This is a genomic window from Pseudoxanthomonas sp. (assembly GCF_035999195.1).
Lineage (GTDB): Bacteria > Pseudomonadota > Gammaproteobacteria > Xanthomonadales > Xanthomonadaceae > Pseudoxanthomonas_A.
The window spans coordinates 219,392-236,224 of sequence record NZ_DASYGY010000009.1 but is presented as its reverse complement, the minus strand read 5'-3'; the positions used below and the strand labels follow the sequence as shown (position 1 = coordinate 236,224).

At 59.7% G+C, this 16,833-nt stretch carries 8 protein-coding genes; 1 reads left to right on the top strand and 7 read right to left on the bottom strand.

The window, feature by feature from the left end:
- Nucleotides 1-206: 206 nt before the first annotated feature.
- From VGN58_RS08345 to VGN58_RS08320, 6 genes are all read right to left on the bottom strand, one after another.
- Nucleotides 207-8,498: a calcium-binding protein gene (locus VGN58_RS08345; RefSeq protein WP_327482797.1), complete on the bottom strand. Its 8,292-nt coding sequence runs from the start codon at nucleotides 8,496-8,498 to the stop codon at nucleotides 207-209.
- A 22-nt stretch (nucleotides 8,499-8,520) separates the two neighbouring features.
- A complete protein-coding gene (locus VGN58_RS08340; RefSeq protein ID WP_327482796.1) occupies nucleotides 8,521-9,015 on the bottom strand; it encodes a hypothetical protein in 495 nt (164 codons plus the stop codon).
- A gap of 228 nt (nucleotides 9,016-9,243) precedes the next feature.
- Nucleotides 9,244-10,665, bottom strand: coding sequence for an HlyD family type I secretion periplasmic adaptor subunit (locus VGN58_RS08335; protein ID WP_327482795.1), 1,422 nt, complete (start codon nucleotides 10,663-10,665; stop codon nucleotides 9,244-9,246).
- Nucleotides 10,662-12,836: a type I secretion system permease/ATPase gene (locus VGN58_RS08330; RefSeq protein WP_327482794.1), complete on the bottom strand. Its 2,175-nt coding sequence runs from the start codon at nucleotides 12,834-12,836 to the stop codon at nucleotides 10,662-10,664. The genes VGN58_RS08335 and VGN58_RS08330 overlap by 4 nt, the downstream gene beginning before the upstream one ends.
- Nucleotides 12,837-13,054: 218 nt before the next feature.
- Nucleotides 13,055-13,606: a hypothetical protein gene (locus VGN58_RS08325; protein WP_327482793.1), complete on the bottom strand. Its 552-nt coding sequence runs from the start codon at nucleotides 13,604-13,606 to the stop codon at nucleotides 13,055-13,057.
- 27 nt (nucleotides 13,607-13,633) lie between these two features.
- On the bottom strand, nucleotides 13,634-14,566 hold the full coding sequence (locus VGN58_RS08320) for a DNA-binding protein (RefSeq protein ID WP_327482792.1): 933 nt from the start codon (nucleotides 14,564-14,566) through the stop codon (nucleotides 13,634-13,636).
- Between the two features lie 102 nt (nucleotides 14,567-14,668).
- Here VGN58_RS08320 and VGN58_RS08315 point away from each other — a divergent pair, with 102 nt between their 5' ends.
- On the top strand, nucleotides 14,669-15,748 hold the full coding sequence (locus tag VGN58_RS08315; protein WP_327482791.1) for a site-specific integrase: 1,080 nt from the start codon (nucleotides 14,669-14,671) through the stop codon (nucleotides 15,746-15,748).
- Between the two features lie 125 nt (nucleotides 15,749-15,873).
- Here the strand turns inward: VGN58_RS08315 and VGN58_RS08310 are convergent, their stop codons facing one another.
- A complete protein-coding gene (locus VGN58_RS08310; protein WP_327482790.1) occupies nucleotides 15,874-16,788 on the bottom strand; it encodes a helix-turn-helix transcriptional regulator in 915 nt (304 codons plus the stop codon).
- Nucleotides 16,789-16,833 lie beyond the last annotated feature (45 nt).

The window sequence follows — 16,833 nt, the reverse complement described above, 5'->3', positions numbered from 1 at the left end:
ATCGAGCCGGAACCTGGCGCCTCAGAAGGTCTTCGCCCTATCCGATCGGGCGCCGCCCGCGTCAACCCTCACCATTGGCGGCACTCTGATGTCCCCAGTTTCAACGGCCGCGTCGTGCTTCCCTAAAAATAACGCTAACGCAGACAGAAAAAGAGGGCCGCGCAGCGCGCGGCCCTCTTCACACGAGATCGCGTGGGATAAAGGACTTAGATCATCTGAACGGCGAACATAGTCGTGTCGCGATGCTCGGACCGTGACATGGACAACATGTCTGCTCCTCCGCCGGAACCAAAGCCGGCCATGGCCGAAATGAGCCCTTCGAGTTGTCGGATATCGGGGCTCGGGTCGCCATGTACGGCAGGAACGTCATGCGGCCATTGCTCGCCCCAGCCAGCGTCATTCGAGAAGTGCCCATCCCACGGCATTTCCCCGTGCTCCCAACGCTCCAGCAGCGGCACCAGACCGCCTCCCGTCGTTGCCGGCGGATCAACCAGCGTCGGCTGCCCGGAACCGCCGGTGATTGCCGGCTTGCGACCTGTCTCAGCTGCGCCAAGCGGTATTTCCTGAATCACGGCAACCCGTTGGATACCAACCTGGCTGTCCGTACGGGCAGGCAAGCTTTGCGTCGCACGGCCATGGCCCGATGTAAGGTCGGCACTGGAGGTATTTGACTCTTGTGCGATGAGGGCAGATGAATTGCCTGAGGAAACTGCAGCAAAGCCCTGCGGCAGCGACGTGAGCAGTCCTGGGATTTGGGATGCTGGGATGGCATACCCGCTACCCGGCTGCACGTAACTGATGGCTTGGCCACCGCCAAGGAAGTGCCCCAGCACCCGAACCTGTGACGCTGCGCTGGCATCGACCCGGATCAGCAAATCATCACCGTCTTGGTGGAAGGAAAGTCGTTCGCGCGCGATACCGTTGAAGAACACCCAATCAGTGCCGCCGCCTACGTTGTCGATCGTGTCGCTCCCCGAGCCAGCGGAGTAGTAGTAATCATCATCGCCGGCTCCGCCAATCAGCATGTCAGCGCCATCCTCACCAACCAGCGTGTCATTGCCATTGCCGCCGATCAGGATGTCATTACCCGAGCCATTGAACGAACCATTACCTCCGGAGATGTAATCATCCCCATCACCGCCTTCGAACTTGTCGTCACCGCCGAAGCCAAAGAGGGTGTCATTGCCGCCCAGCCCACGAATCAGATCGCGACCTGAGGTCCCAAGCAACTGCTCGCCTGACCCTGTGCCGGTGACCACATTGGAGTAGTCATTGTCGTTGCCTTCATTGCCGCCCCCGCCCGGGTTGCCACCGTGATCTTCAGCCAAGGCATTGATTGCGGCGGTGTTGAGCGAGCTGCCCGAAGCCGGCTGGACGAAGTCGATGGCATAGTCGCCGCCCAGGAAGTGATTGGTAACCCGAACCGTGGCACTGGCATTGCCATCGACGGTGATCAGCAGGTCATCCCCGTCGCGGGTGAAAGCCAGATCGTCGGCCAGAATGCCGTTGTTAAAGAAGACGCCATCGTATCCACCACCAGTATTGTCGATGGTGTCTTGGCCTCCGCCGTAGACATAACTATCGTTGCCGGCACCACCAATCAGGGCGTTGGCCCCATCTTGGCCCGCCAGGGTGTCCGCCCCTGCCCCGCCCTCGAGGCGATCATTGCCAGAGCCGCTGCCACTGCCATTACCCCCAGCTAGGTAGTCGTCGCCGTCGCCGCCCTGCAGAGTGTCGTTTCCGCCCATGCCGAATAGCTGATCGTTGCCCGCCAAGCCCTTGATGAGGTCCTTGCCGGTGCCACCCACCAGCTGCTCGCCCGAAGCCGTACCCTCGATCACCTGGTCGTACTCGCCACCGGTGCCACCTCCTGCCACGATCTGGTTGATCTCCGTGGTGGTCAGGTAGAAGCCGCCATCGGGCTGTACGTAGTCGATGGCGGCATCGCCCCCCAGGAAGTGGTTCAGCACGCGCACTGATGGGGCGGTGGCCGCATCGATGAAGATCAGCAGGTCGTCACCATCGCGTGAGAAGGACAGGCGTTCCCTGGTCACTCCACCGGTAAAGAATACGCCATCGAAGCCGCCATCGCTGTTATCGACGACGTCGCTTCCCGAGCTTTCATCAAAGACATACTTGTCATCGCCGGTTCCACCGATCAGCGTATCGTCGCTGCCACCAGCCACGAGCGTGTCGCTACCAGCACCGCCGTCGATCACATTGGCATCGCTATTGCCCGCAATGTAGTTGTCCAGTGCGTTGCCTGTGCCATCGATGGCACCGCCTTCCATCAGGAACAGGTTCTCGATGTTGGCTGACAGTGCATACGAAGCGGTCGTCTGTACCTGATCGATGCCCGCGCCTGCGGCCTCGACCACCACATCGGCACTGTCATCGATGATGTAGACATCGTTGCCCGAACCGCCCTCGAGGAGATCCACGCCCGCACCGCCATCCAGATAGTCGTTCCCAATGCCGCCCAGGAGCGTGTCGGTCCCATCGCCACCAAAGAGCGCGTCATTACCGTCCAGTCCATGCAGGAGGTCATCACCATCCCAGCCACCCAGGGTGTTGTCCTCGGCATTGCCGGTAATAGTGTTATCCAGCCCGTTGCCGTTGCCGGTTGTGATGCCGGCACCAAGGACCAGGTTCTCAACATTGCTTTCCAGAACCAAGTTGGTCTCGAACACGCGCTCTACGGTATCAATACCCTCACCAGCGTACTCGTGGACACTATCATCCGCCGATACAGCGACGTAGTAGTCGTCGCCTGCGCCACCAGAGAGGGTATCCGCACCATCTCCGCCTTCAATGAGGTTGCTACCCTCGTTACCTTGGATGACGTTGTCGCCGTCATTGCCCGTGGCATTGAGGTCGGCGCTTCCCAGCAGGGTCAGATTATCCAGCGTCGAGCTGAGCGTGTAGCTGATGCTCGACTCGACTGTGTCGATCCCTTCGTCGGCGTTCTCGACGATCACATCGCTCACCGAATCAATGACGTAGGTATCGTTGCCCAGGCCGCCAATCAAGCTATCGGCACCGGCTCCACCGTCGAGGCGGTTATCGTTGCTATTGCCCGTCAGTACATTGGCCAACGAGTTGCCAGAACCCTCGTAGGAACCAGTGCCCTCGGCCAAGGTCAGGTGCTCAACGTTCATCGATAGCGTGTAGCTATAGGCCGTCGATTCGACCGTATCTGCACCCTCTCCATCGTGCTCAACGATGATGTCACTAGCATCATTAACCCGATACAGATCATCACCCAGGCCGCCAACCGCTTGGTCGATCCCCTCGCCTCCATCTAGCGTATCCAACCCGGCCCCACCGTACAGCGTGTCGTACCCGTCGCCGCCCTCAAGCTGGTCGTCACCGAGCCCACCGTCCAGAATGTCGTCCCCAGCAGCACCTGCCAGCACATCATTCCCCGCTAGGCCAGTCAATCGATTGTTCCCCCCGTTACCGGCAACTTCGTTGTCCGTGTCATTGCCCGTAGCATTTATGTGGCCGCTTCCAGTGAGGACCAACCTCTCGATGTATTGATTGAGGGTGTAGCTGATGTTGCTACTCACGACGTCATTTCCGTCGTTCTCGAGCTCCGTGACAGTATCCCCAGCGTCGTCAATGACGTAGGTGTCGTCTCCGACACCACCGGAGAGCTGGTCAGCGCCCGAACCGCCATTGAGAACGTCATCTCCGTCCCCGCCGAGCAGCACATCTGACCCATCCTGCCCGTACAGAGTGTCGTTGCCAGCGCCTCCCTGCAGATTGTCGATCCCCCCGCTTCCGAAGATTGTGTCGTTTCCAGCGAGGCCACTGATTGAATTCTCCAGAGAGTTTCCATGAAGGACATCGTCAAGCGCGGTGCCGGCCATCGATGCGGCATCCAACTCCGTCGGGCTTAAGCTCCAGGTCTGGCCACCTCCCATATCGAAGCGAAGTCCGAACCTAGCCAGCTGAGTGGCTGGGTCGAAGAAGTTCTCAAGGTGGATACGATCATCAACGGAGTTGAGGAAGTAAACAGCCAGGGAAGTCCCCTCGCGCCGGAAGATAAGCTCGTTCAGAGGTAGTCCGGCGAGGAAAATGGTCGTTAGACCATTGCTATCATTGATGACGTCGTGGCCACCCCCGGCTGCGAAGTAGTAGTTGTCGTCGCCCTCTCCGCCTTCGAGTCGATCATTGCCAAGCCCACCTGAAAGGAGATCGCTGCCGGCTTCGCCGTAGAGGATGTCATCGCCAAGCCCACCCTCCAGTACATCGTCTCCTACGTTGCCATTGAGCTGATCATTTCCATCGCCTCCATTGAGTGAATCTCGCCCAGCTCCACCTTCGAGATGGTCACTACCGAGGCCGCCAAGAAGAATGTCGTCACCACTACCGCCGGAGAGTGTGTCGTTTCCTTCCCCTCCGTCGACTTGGTCGTTTCCATCGCCACCCTGCATAACGTCGATGCCCTGACCGCCGAGAATCTGATCATTACCTGATCCACCCTCAAGGGAGTCGTGCCCGTCGCCACCGTCCAGAATGTCGTCACCTCCATTCCCGAACAAACGATCGTCTCCAGCAAGACCCACGAGACTATCGTTCGTGTCATATCCATACACGGTGTCAGAACCAGAGCTCGCTTCAAGTACCCGACCCTTGATCTCCTCAATCCCCCAAATCGTCCCGTCATCGAACACGATCTGGTCAATGGCTACACCATTGTTCCCGTGACCACTGAAGTATCCGACCACTCGAATGCTATCGCTCGCCGAGGTCTGGATGATGAGGTCACCCTCTGCTCGCCTGACAGTTACCGACGCCGGACCGATACCTGCACCGAGCGCAATCCGGTCAACCTTGACGCCGGCGACCTCTGCGGCATTGCTGATAGTGTCGTTTCCGTGACCTACCTCGAAGACATAGGTGTCACTGCCGCGGCCACCAACCAGGGAGTCGTCCCCGACACCTCCCACAAGGACATCGTTTCCGTTATCACCCATCAGATTGTCGTTGCCTTCCCCGCCAGAAATGTGATCATTCCCGGCTAGGCCGTGGATACTGTCGTGCCCGGAAAGCGAGTCGATTGTGTCGCTTGCAGATGTACCGAATACGAGGTCATCGCCTGTGGATACAGATGAGGCTGTGAGAATCGCAAGGATCTGCTGTTGGGTCATGCTGCTGCCGTCGGCGAAGCGGATCAGCTCAACTGCGCCGAAATCTACGGTGCCATCGAAGTCAAAGAAGTTATCTATCCTGACGGACCCAGCGTCACTTCCATCTGAGTTTCTTACATGCATCCAGACCGTGGTGACGTTTCTGGTAAAGATCAGATCCGTAGCAGAGATTCCTTCGCTAAGCACGATCTGATCCAGCCCTCCGCTATCTAGGACGGTGTCGTTCCCGTGACCCCTCGAGAAGTGATAGCTGTCCCCGTTGTGGCCGCCGTAGAGCCGATCATCACCTGCTAGGCCATAGAAGATACCGTTGCCAAAAAGCGTATCGTTGTTGAGGGTACCGATCTGACTGTTCAGATCGAAGAATGGTGCCAGCTGAGGATTGGTAGCGGCGATGGCCTGGAATGCGGCGTCGCGCTGGGCACGATAGCCCGATGAGTAAACACCAAGATCTGTCAGAACGGTCACCAGAGCGCGGATTCGGGTTTCCTGACCCGACGCCAAGAGGGCGGTCAGCTTTCCCTGCAGTGCATCCCAGTCAACAGAGACCCCATTGGCATCGGATCCGAAGGCGGATTGAATGATATCCAGCTCTTCTGAAAACTCGGTTTGTGCTAGAAGTTGTGCCGCCGTGAAGCGCTTGAACTCCAAGTACTCACTTATGAGCAGTGGCGCCGCCTGGCCATGAGGATTTGGATCGTACTCGCCCCAGCACCATATCCCCATATAGCCATGCCCAACAAGATTCTCGAGCGTGACCAGCTGGCGCGCATCCATGACGTGGCCATACACACGGCTTGGATCCCGGCTGTATGGATCCACGTCCGCTGCACCAGCCCAGCGATAGATCAAGCTATCCAGTAGTTGATTCTTCGCGTTGGGATCCGTCTCAGATAGGTACTGGAGGAGGAGCTCCTTTAGCTGTGGGTCCAACGCCATGGCTTGCCGAAGGTCTTGAACCCTGCCGAAGCCTCTTGCGTTGGGTAGCATCAGCAGATCGGCAGAAAGCTCAATCTCACCGCTGTTGGTTCGTTCCCCCGCGTCCACTCGGAACCAAACATCTGAGGCGGTTGACGCTGTCCCGTCGCTCAACACCACAGCGCCGATCTGCCGGTGTTCATGACCATGCGCATCAACCTGTGTCGATACGTTGTAGCTCGTAGCGATGGATACCACACCCGCTTCCGACAGGCTCTGAAGCTCGCCGACATCACTGACGCCGTTCCTGTTCAGATCTCTCCACACCCTCAGCTGCCCATAGGAGCCATCCTGCGAGTTGATGATCCCATCGCCGTTGTCATCGTACTCAGCCAGCGCCTGAAATCCGTTACTGGCGAGCTCCCCACTTTCGAGGACACTGTGACTGCCAAACAACTCCCCACCGTTGTTGATGCGTCCGTCGCCATTCCTGTCGTGTGCGAGAACTCCGTCATCGGGGGACACCCAGCCTGACTGCTCCCGCAGACCATCACCATCGTGGTCAAAGTTAACCGCGCCAAGCTCGAGAGTCTCGACGCCGTCGCCATCAAGATCAATCACGATTGGTGACGTTCTTGTTGAAGCCTCATCGGTACTGGGACGCTCGTCGTCTGTCTCCTCCTCGTCCTCAGGGTCTTTCAGTACGATTTGGAGGCTGTTGTTCTCCTTGTCGAAGTTCTGGATGGTCAGCATGCCGTTGATGATCAACGTCGTACCATTGAGAACATAGATATCTCCGTTCCCATAGTAGACGTTATCAGGCCCGTCCTCAGGGCGGGTTCCGCCCGTCAGTTGCTTGTTGCCGTAAAAGACAGACCCCTTGCCATCTGAGTCGTAGATGGTGTCGTAGTCGTCAACCTTGTACGTGTCTACTCCATCGCCGCCCTGCAGAAGGTCAACACCCTCACCGCCATCCAGATAGTCTCTTCCTCCGGAACCGTAGAGAGTGTCATCATTATCGCCGCCGTACAGTCGGTTCTCGCTTGTGTCCGAATCTTCGGTACTCGATCCAGAGTACAGGATGTCGTTTCCGTCACCGCCATGGATCTCGTCACTACCAGCTCCTCCGCGGAGAGTATCTGATCCGTCCCAGCCAAAGATGAAATCGTCGCCACCGCCCGCCGAGGCCGTGTCATTTCCAGTGCCGCCGAGAATCAGATCATCCGTGTCCTGCTGGGCTTCGAACTGGAGGCCTCCCTGACCCGATTGCACAACAAAGCTACTGAACCTAAATACGTCAGTTGATACTTCTCCCTCCTCTGCGAGCCATTCCGTAACGCTGTTACGGAGGCGGTCTTGTCCTTTTCGATCAGAAGTCGAGGAGATATTCGCAAGATCAAACTGAGTGCCCGCGTGCACTCTTTCAATGAATCCTTCATAGCTGCCGCCAGTCTGAAAGTAATGGTACTCAGCCAGCGCGGCCAGGATGCCCCGATTCAACGTCTCCTCGAATGCTGCCCCTACGTCTCCTATGTCTTGGAGATCTTGACCAAGAACATCCAGTGCACCTTCACCACCTGCTGCGTTAGCAAGGTGTCGATTGTGAATCCTGGCCATGAAGTCAGGCCGGTCGAGTCGACTGTCCGACCCGTAAAGCCCCTCATCAGAGAACACCTGGAAGGATCTTGTTTGCTCCACGACGCCAGTATTGAACTGGCTGGATCTCATCACAGCGCTCAACAGGTCCATGGAATGCAACCCAACCATTGTGCTGATGGGATTGGCTTCAGTCAGTGGAGGCTTGCCTACGACGTATGTGTGATGGGAGCCTTGGACGGTGGGAAGAGCTGCCCGTAGAAGTTCCAGCACTTCTCCAGCCACGCTGTACCCGACGACCTGGGATTCCCGCTGGGGGAATAGCGCCCCGCCGCTGGACGTGTAGGCATCGAGCGCTGCATTCCTGTAACCACTCGGGTGTGGCCAGCCATCTATAAGGGCGAGGAATTCTTCGCTTCTTGCAGTGAGTTCAAACGGAGCTGGGTCGAAGACAGTGGCAGCGACGTCGAACATCACTGCCATTACCGAGGCCAGACCACCGCCAAGGGAGTGACCCGTAAACGTGAACGTCGCGCCTGGATTCTGCGACATAACATTTAGCACGTAGCTAATCGCTGTGAGGACCTGAGGCGCTGTAATGCCAACGCCTGCCGGAACATTCGTTGTCCAGTCTATTGGCGATTGGTTTGTTCCGGCAAAGGAGATGACGATCTCGCCACCTCGAACGTAGGAGCTTGCCGAGAAGCCCCACTCGTCATCGTCTTGTCGAGCGAACTGTGACCACCCACCCGTAAGAGGGGTCTTGTTCGAGTTGGGCCGCGCGTACACATGCGTAGCCAGCTGAGCCAGTTCCAAATTCGTAGCCATCACCTAATCTCCTAAGTCCGTTTTAGTAGGTGTCACAGTAGTTCTCTTGCTCTTTTCCCCACGTACGCAGCACGCTTTGAAAAATGGGAGCCGCACTACGGCGCTTGAGCTCCTTGTCCGAGTCCGTCACCAATCGAGGCTCGCCATCGGCGCGCGGCCCCGTCAGAAGGTTCGCTTTCTTCTCTAGAAATCTTTCTTCGAGTGCCACCGGTGTCCAATGGCCGCCATTCTTGGATTGATACTCGAGGTACGGCGGCCTGGGGCGGCCGGCCTCGTACCAACTCTCGCAAGATGAGAAAGTCGCGATCAAAGACCACGTACCGGCTTCTTGTTCGTAGTCGAGGATCATCGGGACGGCTGTGCCCACCCATTTCGGTGGGAGCGGGGCAACCCTGCCTGAAATGTCGAACACCTCCACCGTCATTTCCGATTGCTTCCAGGCCTTAGGCCCACCGAGTTCCGAGTACTTCTCTCCGTCGGCGGTTCGCTCGACCAGCACACGTAGCTCGTCGTTCACATCAGCGTGCTCCTGCCAATGCAGCGTTACGTCATTGCAACCAGCGAGAATAACTGTCAGTAGAACTATGAGTACTCGAAGAATCGCGTCGCGTGGCGACTTGTGTGACAAACGCGGCCGAAGCTGCTCTCCATTCAGATTCAGTGTAGCCACAGGTCCTCCGAGTTTGATTCGCAATCTTAAGTAAGAAGCCCAACTTCTCGTGCGGCATTCATAAGACCCTAGAAGTCACCTTTCCCTGAGTGATTCCTCACCATGTTGCTTCAGAGGGCTCAACAGGTAGTCGATCAATCGCCTTCTTCCCGTCTTAAACTCGACACTCAAGCTCATGCCCGGCGTAAGCGCCACTTTCACACCATCCACCACTAGTGTGGTATCTGTCAGTCGAACCCGGGCTGGAAAAACCAATCCCAGCTTTTCATCCTGCGCTGCATCATGGGAAATGGTTTCGACCACCCCGTCTAAGTATCCATAGCGGGTATAAGGAAAGCTTTCTACTTTGACTGTCGCCCGCTGACCCGGCCGAATGAAGCCGATGTCCTTGTTCAGAACGGTGGCCTCCACTTCCAGCGACTCCTCGCTGGGCACTACGGCCATGAGGGCTTGCGCGGGCGTCACGACACCCCCGATGGTATGTACCGTCAACTGCTGTACGTTGCCGTCTACGGGAGCGCGCAGCTGCATCAGCCTGTCTCGCTGCTGCGTCTTGGCGACCTGAGGCCGGTACTGCCCCACTTGCTCGCGTGCCTGGCGAAGGCCTTCGAACATTTGCTGACGCGTGTCAGCCTCCAGCACCTGTAGTTCCTCACGCGCTCCGGCGAGTGCCGAACCTGTCTCCAACAAGGTTGCTCGTTGTGCCGTCAGCGAGCGCTCCATCTCGACCATCTCCTGTTTTCGCGCCAGAAACTCGTGCCGACTGACGTACTGCCCATCCAGCAGCTTCTCCAAGTCGGCCACGCGCTCTCTGGAGATCGCCAGACTTTGCTCCATCGGCGAGATCTGGGAGCGCACGGTGTTCTCTTGTGCCTGACGCTGGGCGATGGTTGCTTGAAGGCTCTGTCGCCGCGCCTGGTACTCCGCCAGCTCGCTTGCCGCCAGCAACCACTCAGCACGCACACGATCATTTGGCAGGCCGGGCTCCTCAGGAGCACCGGGAAGAAGACCCGACTCGAGCGCCTTTGTCATTGCCTCAAAGCGGAGCGCAGCCAAGCGAGCATTGACCAGCGCGTCGCCCGCCTGCTCGAAATCCGCTCCGGTCGCAGTGGCATCCAGCTCGACCAGCACATCGCCCTTCCGTACCGCCTGTCCATCCCGGACCAGGATGCGGCGCACCACGGCGGTTTCGGCGGTCTGAATGACCTTGGTACGAGAGTTGACGACGGTCTTGCCCGAAGCGACCGCGACGATGTCCAGCTTTCCGAAGATCGACCAAAGCAGAGCCACACAGAACAAGGTCATGATGATCCGCATCGTCCAGCGTGCTGCTGGCGATGCCGGGCTCTCGACCAGCTCCAGCTGAGCGGGCAGGAAGGCTAGTTCGTCGTCCGACCGCTTCGGTGGGTCCAGTTGTGCGCGCACCTTCCAGGCCGCTGAGAACGCCTGGCCATAACGAGCCAGGAACTCTTTGGTCGCACTCAGGATGTGCTTCATGCGACACCTTGCTGGAGCTTGTAGAGGTGCGCGTACTGGCCGCCCGGACGGTCGACCAATTCCTCGTGGCGGCCCGACTCCACAATCTTACCCTTGTCTACAACGACGATCCGGTTGGCCATCCGCACGGTAGAGAGACGGTGGGCGATGATGAGTACCGTGCGCCCCTGGCAGATCGCCCGCATGTTCTGCATGACGGCATGCTCGGACTCGTAGTCCAGCGCACTGGTGGCTTCGTCGAAGATCAGGATACGAGGATTGGTCACCAGCGCTCGAGCAATGGCGATGCGCTGACGCTGTCCGCCCGAAAGCCCTGCCCCGTTGTCGCCCACCTTCGTGTCATAGCCTTCCGGCAGCTGGGTGATGAAATCGTGCGCGCCGGCCAGCTGTGCGGCGTGGATTACCCTCTCCAGCGCCATGCCAGGATCACCCAAGGCGATGTTCTCGCGGATGCTCCGGTTGAACAGGAAGTTCTCCTGCAGCACCACTCCCAACTGCCGGCGCAACCACGCCGGATCGGCCAGCGCCAGATCATGGCCGTCGATCAGGACGCGCCCGCGCTCGGGTACATAGAGGCGCTGCACCAGTTTGGTCAGCGTGCTCTTGCCCGAGCCTGAGCGCCCCACGATGCCAATGACCTCCCCCGGCGCGATATCCAGGTCGATGCCTGCCAGGACCTCTGCCGTATCCGGGCGGTAACGGAAGCCAACGCCCTCAAACGTCACGCGACCCTGTATCGCCGGCAGCGTCATGCGGCTGCCGGGCACTTCGGTCCGAGTATTGAGGATGTCGCCCAAGCGCTGGACAGAAATGCCTACCTGCTGGAAGTCCTGCCAGAGCTGGGCCAACCGCAGGATGGGCGCCGCCACCTGGCCGGAGAGCATGTTGAAGGCGATCAGCTGGCCAACCGACAGATCCCCTTGGATGACCAAGCGGGCGCCAAAGAACAGGATGGCGACGCCTACCAGCTTCTGCACCAACTGGATGCCCTGCTGGCCCACGTTTGCCAGGCGCGCCACCTTGAAGCCGGCACCCACGTAGCCCGCCAACTGCGCATCCCATGTGCGGGTTATGCGCGGATCCACGGCCGTGGCCTTGACCGTGCCTATTCCATTGATGGTCTCGACCAGGAAGGACTGGTTTTCGGCACCTCGTGCGAACTTCTCGTCCAGGCGCTTTCTCAGCACCGGCGTGATGGCAGCCGACCACAGTGCGTACACGGGAAGGGAGAGTACGACGATCAGGGTCAGCCAGAAGCTGTAGTAGAACATCACCGCCAGGAACACACCGGTGAATAGCAGATCCAACACCGAGGTCAGCGCTTGCCCGGTCAGGAAGTTGCGGATGTTCTCAAGCTCACGGACGCGAGCTACCGTCTCACCTACCCGGCGCGATTCGAAGTAGGCCAGCGGCAAGCTTAGGATGTGGCGGAAAAGGCGAGCTCCCAGCTCTACGTCTATCTTGCTGGTGGTATGCGAGAAGACATAGGTCCGCAGCCCGTTAAGAGTCACGTCGAAAACAGCGATCGCCACCAAGCCGATCGCGATGACTTCCAAGGTCGTCAGGCTCTGATGGACAAGCACCTTGTCCATGACCACCTGGAAGAACAGGGGCGTGACCAAGGCGAACAACTGGATGAACAGAGAAACGACGAAGACTTCCAGCAGTATCCGCCGATATTTGACCACCGCAGGCACAAACCAGCGGAAGTCGAACTTGGCCAACTCGCCCAGCACGGAGGCGCGCGACGCCACTAGCAACAATTGCCCACTGAAGCGTTCGGAAAACTGCTCTCGGGACAACACTTGGGGTCGCTGCAGCTTCAGATCCTGAATCAGGATTTGTTGATCATTGGCTTTGGCAACGATGAAGTGCTGGCCGTCGGGCTGGAACGCCATCGCCGGCAACGACACTTTGTCCAGACGATGGATGGGTACGGCGGATATCTTCGCCTTAAGTCCTAGTCGCTTTGCGGCCAGCAGGAGGCCGGTTGCATCAAACGGCTCGTTCCCTTGTCCGTACTCATGCTTGAGTTGACTGGCATCGGCCGCCACGCCGTGATACTGAGCAAGCAGCACCAGCCCAGCGAGACCCAGGTCTATGGGTGAGTCGTCTTCCTCGTCGGACGGCAATTCGTCCACCAGCACCAGTGGGCTGCTTCCCTGAGCCATCAGTAGATCCCCAAATCACTGTCAGCGCGTTCCCTACGCTCTCTGGCGGAATGGCTACCAGAGCGAACGGAGCCCGAGATGCCTACGCCGTCAGTGGCACGCGGCTCTCGGACGTATCCTGATTTTCCGAGCGCTCCCTTGTCAACAAGCTCGATCGGTTGTTTAGGCGTAAATGCATTTCTGTATGTGCATTTACCAGTGCGGCGGAGTCCTGGCCGTCAACCGTGCTCGGAACTGTGCCTTCGTGCAAAGCAATCACGCGGTAGTGTGAGCTCCCAGACGGAATGCATGGCTTGGACGCCTGGGACGCCGAGGGCCAACAGACCACGCAACATGCCCAGTCGCCTATGGCCTTCAATGAGCAGACGCGCCGGCATCGGCATGCCCCGAGGATGGGTGAGACCTTCGCTATTTGTGGCGACGATGATCGGGGTGGGGAATGTGCCGTGTTCGGTCATGTAGCGCCCAACCCAGAAGTCCAGATCTTCTTTGGGGTCCAGCTGGCGCGCAGCCAGATCGTCCCAGGAGTCGAAGCGGCCAATGTCCAGAATGGCCTGGTTGTCATACTGGCGTGGCTGAAATGCAAAGCGCTCGATACCGCGGCTGATCCACAGGCGTTCAAAGTCATCCCAATGCCGCCAGACCCACTCGCGGATGACGTCCTCCGGAAAATTGCTCAGCGCAGCCGGCCAGCGTTCTAGATAGGCCTCGAACGACTCCTTCTCCATGCCGCCATACCCGCGCACACGCAGCGTCTTCGGATCAACCATTGGGTTTGTTCCCGTCGGCGAGCTGAGCTAAGACGAGGTTTTGCGTCGCCGAGAACCTACTTGGGCCTTGGGCGGTGCGCTCGCTTTACGTGGCCGCGGTTGGGGCTGCTGCAGCTGCGCCAGAGTGGCTTGCAAAGCCGCGGGCAATTCGCCCAACCCCGCTAACTGATGCGCGAGCGCGTCGGCCCGGCCGCGCTGCACTCCAGCCTCGCGCTGCGCGGCAGCGGTGGCGGCCTGTGCGTCCTCTCGCTGCTGACGAAGGGTTTCGCTGGTGCGTTGCAGGGATGCCAGCTGGCTTCGCACGTCCTTCGCTTCCTGGCGAGCGCGATCGATCTCCCCATGCGCCCGGTCCTCCAACGCCCGCAGGTGCTGGGCTTGGGCATCGCGTTCGGCGATCAGACTTTCCTCGCGCTGCGTTGCGCGCTGTTGAGCAGCGTAGAGGTCAGCCTCCAAACGAGCACTGCGTGCCTCCAGGCTTGCGCGTTGTCCGCTCAGGTCGCGGATCTGCTCCTGCTGCAGATTGTTTGCCCGCTGCAGGTCAGCCAGACGCTGCTGGGTGGCCGCCAGCGCTTGGCTCGCCTGGTCTGCCGCGTCTGCCGCGTTGCGTAGCTGCGCCTGCCGCTCCCCTTCCCGGCTTTCAAGGTCGCGGCGCTGAGCATCCAACTGAAGCCGGTCCTGCGCCATGGCCTGTTCGGCGTCAGTTCGGGCAATGCCCACCGCTTGCTCCCAGAGCTGCTGCGCCAGGCGACTGACCGGTGCTGGCAACTCCGGTATCGCCTGCTGAGCGCTATGCAACCGCGGCGCCAGCCCCCGCCACCACGTCTCCAACCAACGCGTGACTGTGTTGGGCGAGCCGGTGCCCAGGTGCGCGCGGATGCGATCAACGGTAGGCCGTTCGCCGGCGGCGACCAGTTCATCGGCGGCGGTATGCACGTCGGATTCGGTGATGCCGCGGGCCATCGAAGGTCTCCTCCTGCAAAAAACGGGCTGGTCGCGCTGTACATCCGATAAGTGATGATTATCGCTAGTAGGCACCCTATTTCATAACGTACATTACATAGTATGAAACGAAATAGCACATTACCTACCCTGCCGGCGACGACCACGCACCTAGTGTTGCCGGAACAACTGGCCCAGCAGGCCGCCGACGCCGTGCGCGAACTGCTCGCCGAAGCGGCCGCGGCCAATACCACCCGCAGCTACGCGACCGCCCTGCGCTACTGGGCCGGCTGGCACCAAGCCCGTTACGGCGTCGAGCTGGCCTTGCCAGCCAGCGAGGCCGTGGTGATCCAGTTCCTGGTCGACCACATCCAGCGCAAGAACAAGACGGGGCTGGTCAGCGAGCTGCCGCCGGTGATCGACCAGGCCTTGGTCGCGGCCGGCCTCAAGGTCAAGGTCGGCCCGCTGAAGCTGTCGACCGTGGTCCAGCGCGTGGCCGTGCTGTCGACCGCGCACAAGCTCAAACGCCTCGCCAACCCCTGTGAGCTGCCCAGCGTGCGCACGCTGCTCAGCCGGGCCCGGCGCGCGGCGGTCAAGCGCGGCGAGCGCCCGACCAAGAAGACCGCGATCACTCGCGCCGAACTCGAGGCGATGCTGGCCACCTGTGACGACAGTCTGGAGGGCCGGCGCGACCGCGCCCTGCTCTGCTTCGGCTTTGCCAGTGGCGGGCGCCGGCGCAGCGAGATCGCGTCCGCCGATCTGCGCGACCTACGCAAGGTCGGCGAAGACGGCTACATCTATCGGCTGGAGTATTCGAAGACCCAGCAGGCCGGGGTGAAGGCGGATTCGACGCCGGACAAGCCGATCCTGGGGCGCAGCGCCGACGCGCTGGCGGCTTGGCTCGAGGCCGCCGGGATTCACGAGGGGGCGATCTTCCGGCGCATTTGGAGAGGGCGTGTTGGCCCCGCCCTGCTCCCCGGCTCAGTGGCCACTATCGTGAAGCGCCGGGCACGCTGGGCGGGGTTGGAAGGGGACTTTGGAGCGCACAGCCTGCGCTCCGGGTTCGTGACCGAGGCCGGCAAGCAAGGCGTGCCCCTGCCGGCGGTGATGGCGATGACCGAGCACCGGTCCGTGGCGAGTGTGATCGGCTACTTCCAGGCCGGCGCTGCAGAGGACAATCCGGCAGCCCGACTTCTGAAATAGTTAAGAACCAGCCTACGCAACATTCGCGTGGGTAGGTGAATTCACAAACTTGGAGACGTCCGAACTCCGAGCCGACCGACAGACACGCCTCCGCTCGAAGTCGAGATGCGTTCTCGGCAGTGCCATCATCTAGGAGTTTGGGTCCGCGCGATGCCTGCACGATCTTCGCTCATCCAGCGCTTCACTTCTTCAACGTTGTCAACTACGACGTGCTGGGTGGCCGGATTGTCTGAAACAACTAGTTCTTGCAAGTTCAAGTGGCGCAATGTGTAAAAGAGCATCGCTTTACGACACTCGAGCACACATCGATCCTCCTTCATGCCGTAGTCGCGCATCACGGCTTGTCGCTGCAGCGGGCTGAGATCTGGATGAGGCTTCAAGCAGACTGCCACGGTTGTGTTCCAGCCAACATCCGACTCGGGGTCGATCGGTTCTGGGCTCTCCACCGTTCTCTCAATAGACAGTCGGCCGATCGCAAAATCTCTGAAGAGCTGCCGCGTATGACACCACGCGCGAACATGCCATCTCAGGCCATCAAATCCGACCGCATGCGGAGTCAGCAGCCAATGGCGCGGCTCGGGTGCATCCATGGATTGATACGTCACCTGCAGGGTGTGCCGATCTCGTATTGCTCTCACGATCGTGGCCACTTCTGCACTGTGAATGGTGCGCGCCGGCGTGGCGACCACACCGGTCGGCGGGACAAAGCCAATGAAGCTGTCTTCCTCGGCAATGACTCCGCGGGCCAAGCGGCTCAGCTCATCTAGATACCGGGTTGCAACGGAGCGACCAAACTGAGGATCAAAGGTGGGAAGCGCAACGTAGGTGCGAAGCCTGGGGTCGTACTCCAGGTTTGACGGCGCTATGGACTGGTACAAGGCCAGATCGGCCGACGCCTGCGGAACTGAGATATCGAAGAACGCGATCAGGTCTTTCCGGTTAATGCGCCCGTCGTACTGCAGACGGACGTCAATGAAAGCCAACCGACGCGCTTGGCCCCATCGGGGTCTATCTGCGGCCAAGCCTGACGTCGAGGTCATGTAAACGGTTCCATCGGGACTTAGTCTAGGCTACCATGCGAATAG

Coding starts and splice junctions, on each gene's coding strand:
- VGN58_RS08335 (WP_327482795.1), bottom strand. CDS start 10,665: ATGAAGCACATCCTGAGTGCGACCAAAGAGTTCCTGGCTCGTTATGGC.
- VGN58_RS08310 (WP_327482790.1), bottom strand. CDS start 16,788: ATGACCTCGACGTCAGGCTTGGCCGCAGATAGACCCCGATGGGGCCAA.
- VGN58_RS08345 (WP_327482797.1), bottom strand. CDS start 8,498: ATGGCTACGAATTTGGAACTGGCTCAGCTGGCTACGCATGTGTACGCG.
- VGN58_RS08330 (WP_327482794.1), bottom strand. CDS start 12,836: ATGGCTCAGGGAAGCAGCCCACTGGTGCTGGTGGACGAATTGCCGTCC.
- VGN58_RS08325 (WP_327482793.1), bottom strand. CDS start 13,606: ATGGTTGATCCGAAGACGCTGCGTGTGCGCGGGTATGGCGGCATGGAG.
- VGN58_RS08315 (WP_327482791.1), top strand. CDS start 14,669: ATGAAACGAAATAGCACATTACCTACCCTGCCGGCGACGACCACGCAC.
- VGN58_RS08320 (WP_327482792.1), bottom strand. CDS start 14,566: ATGGCCCGCGGCATCACCGAATCCGACGTGCATACCGCCGCCGATGAA.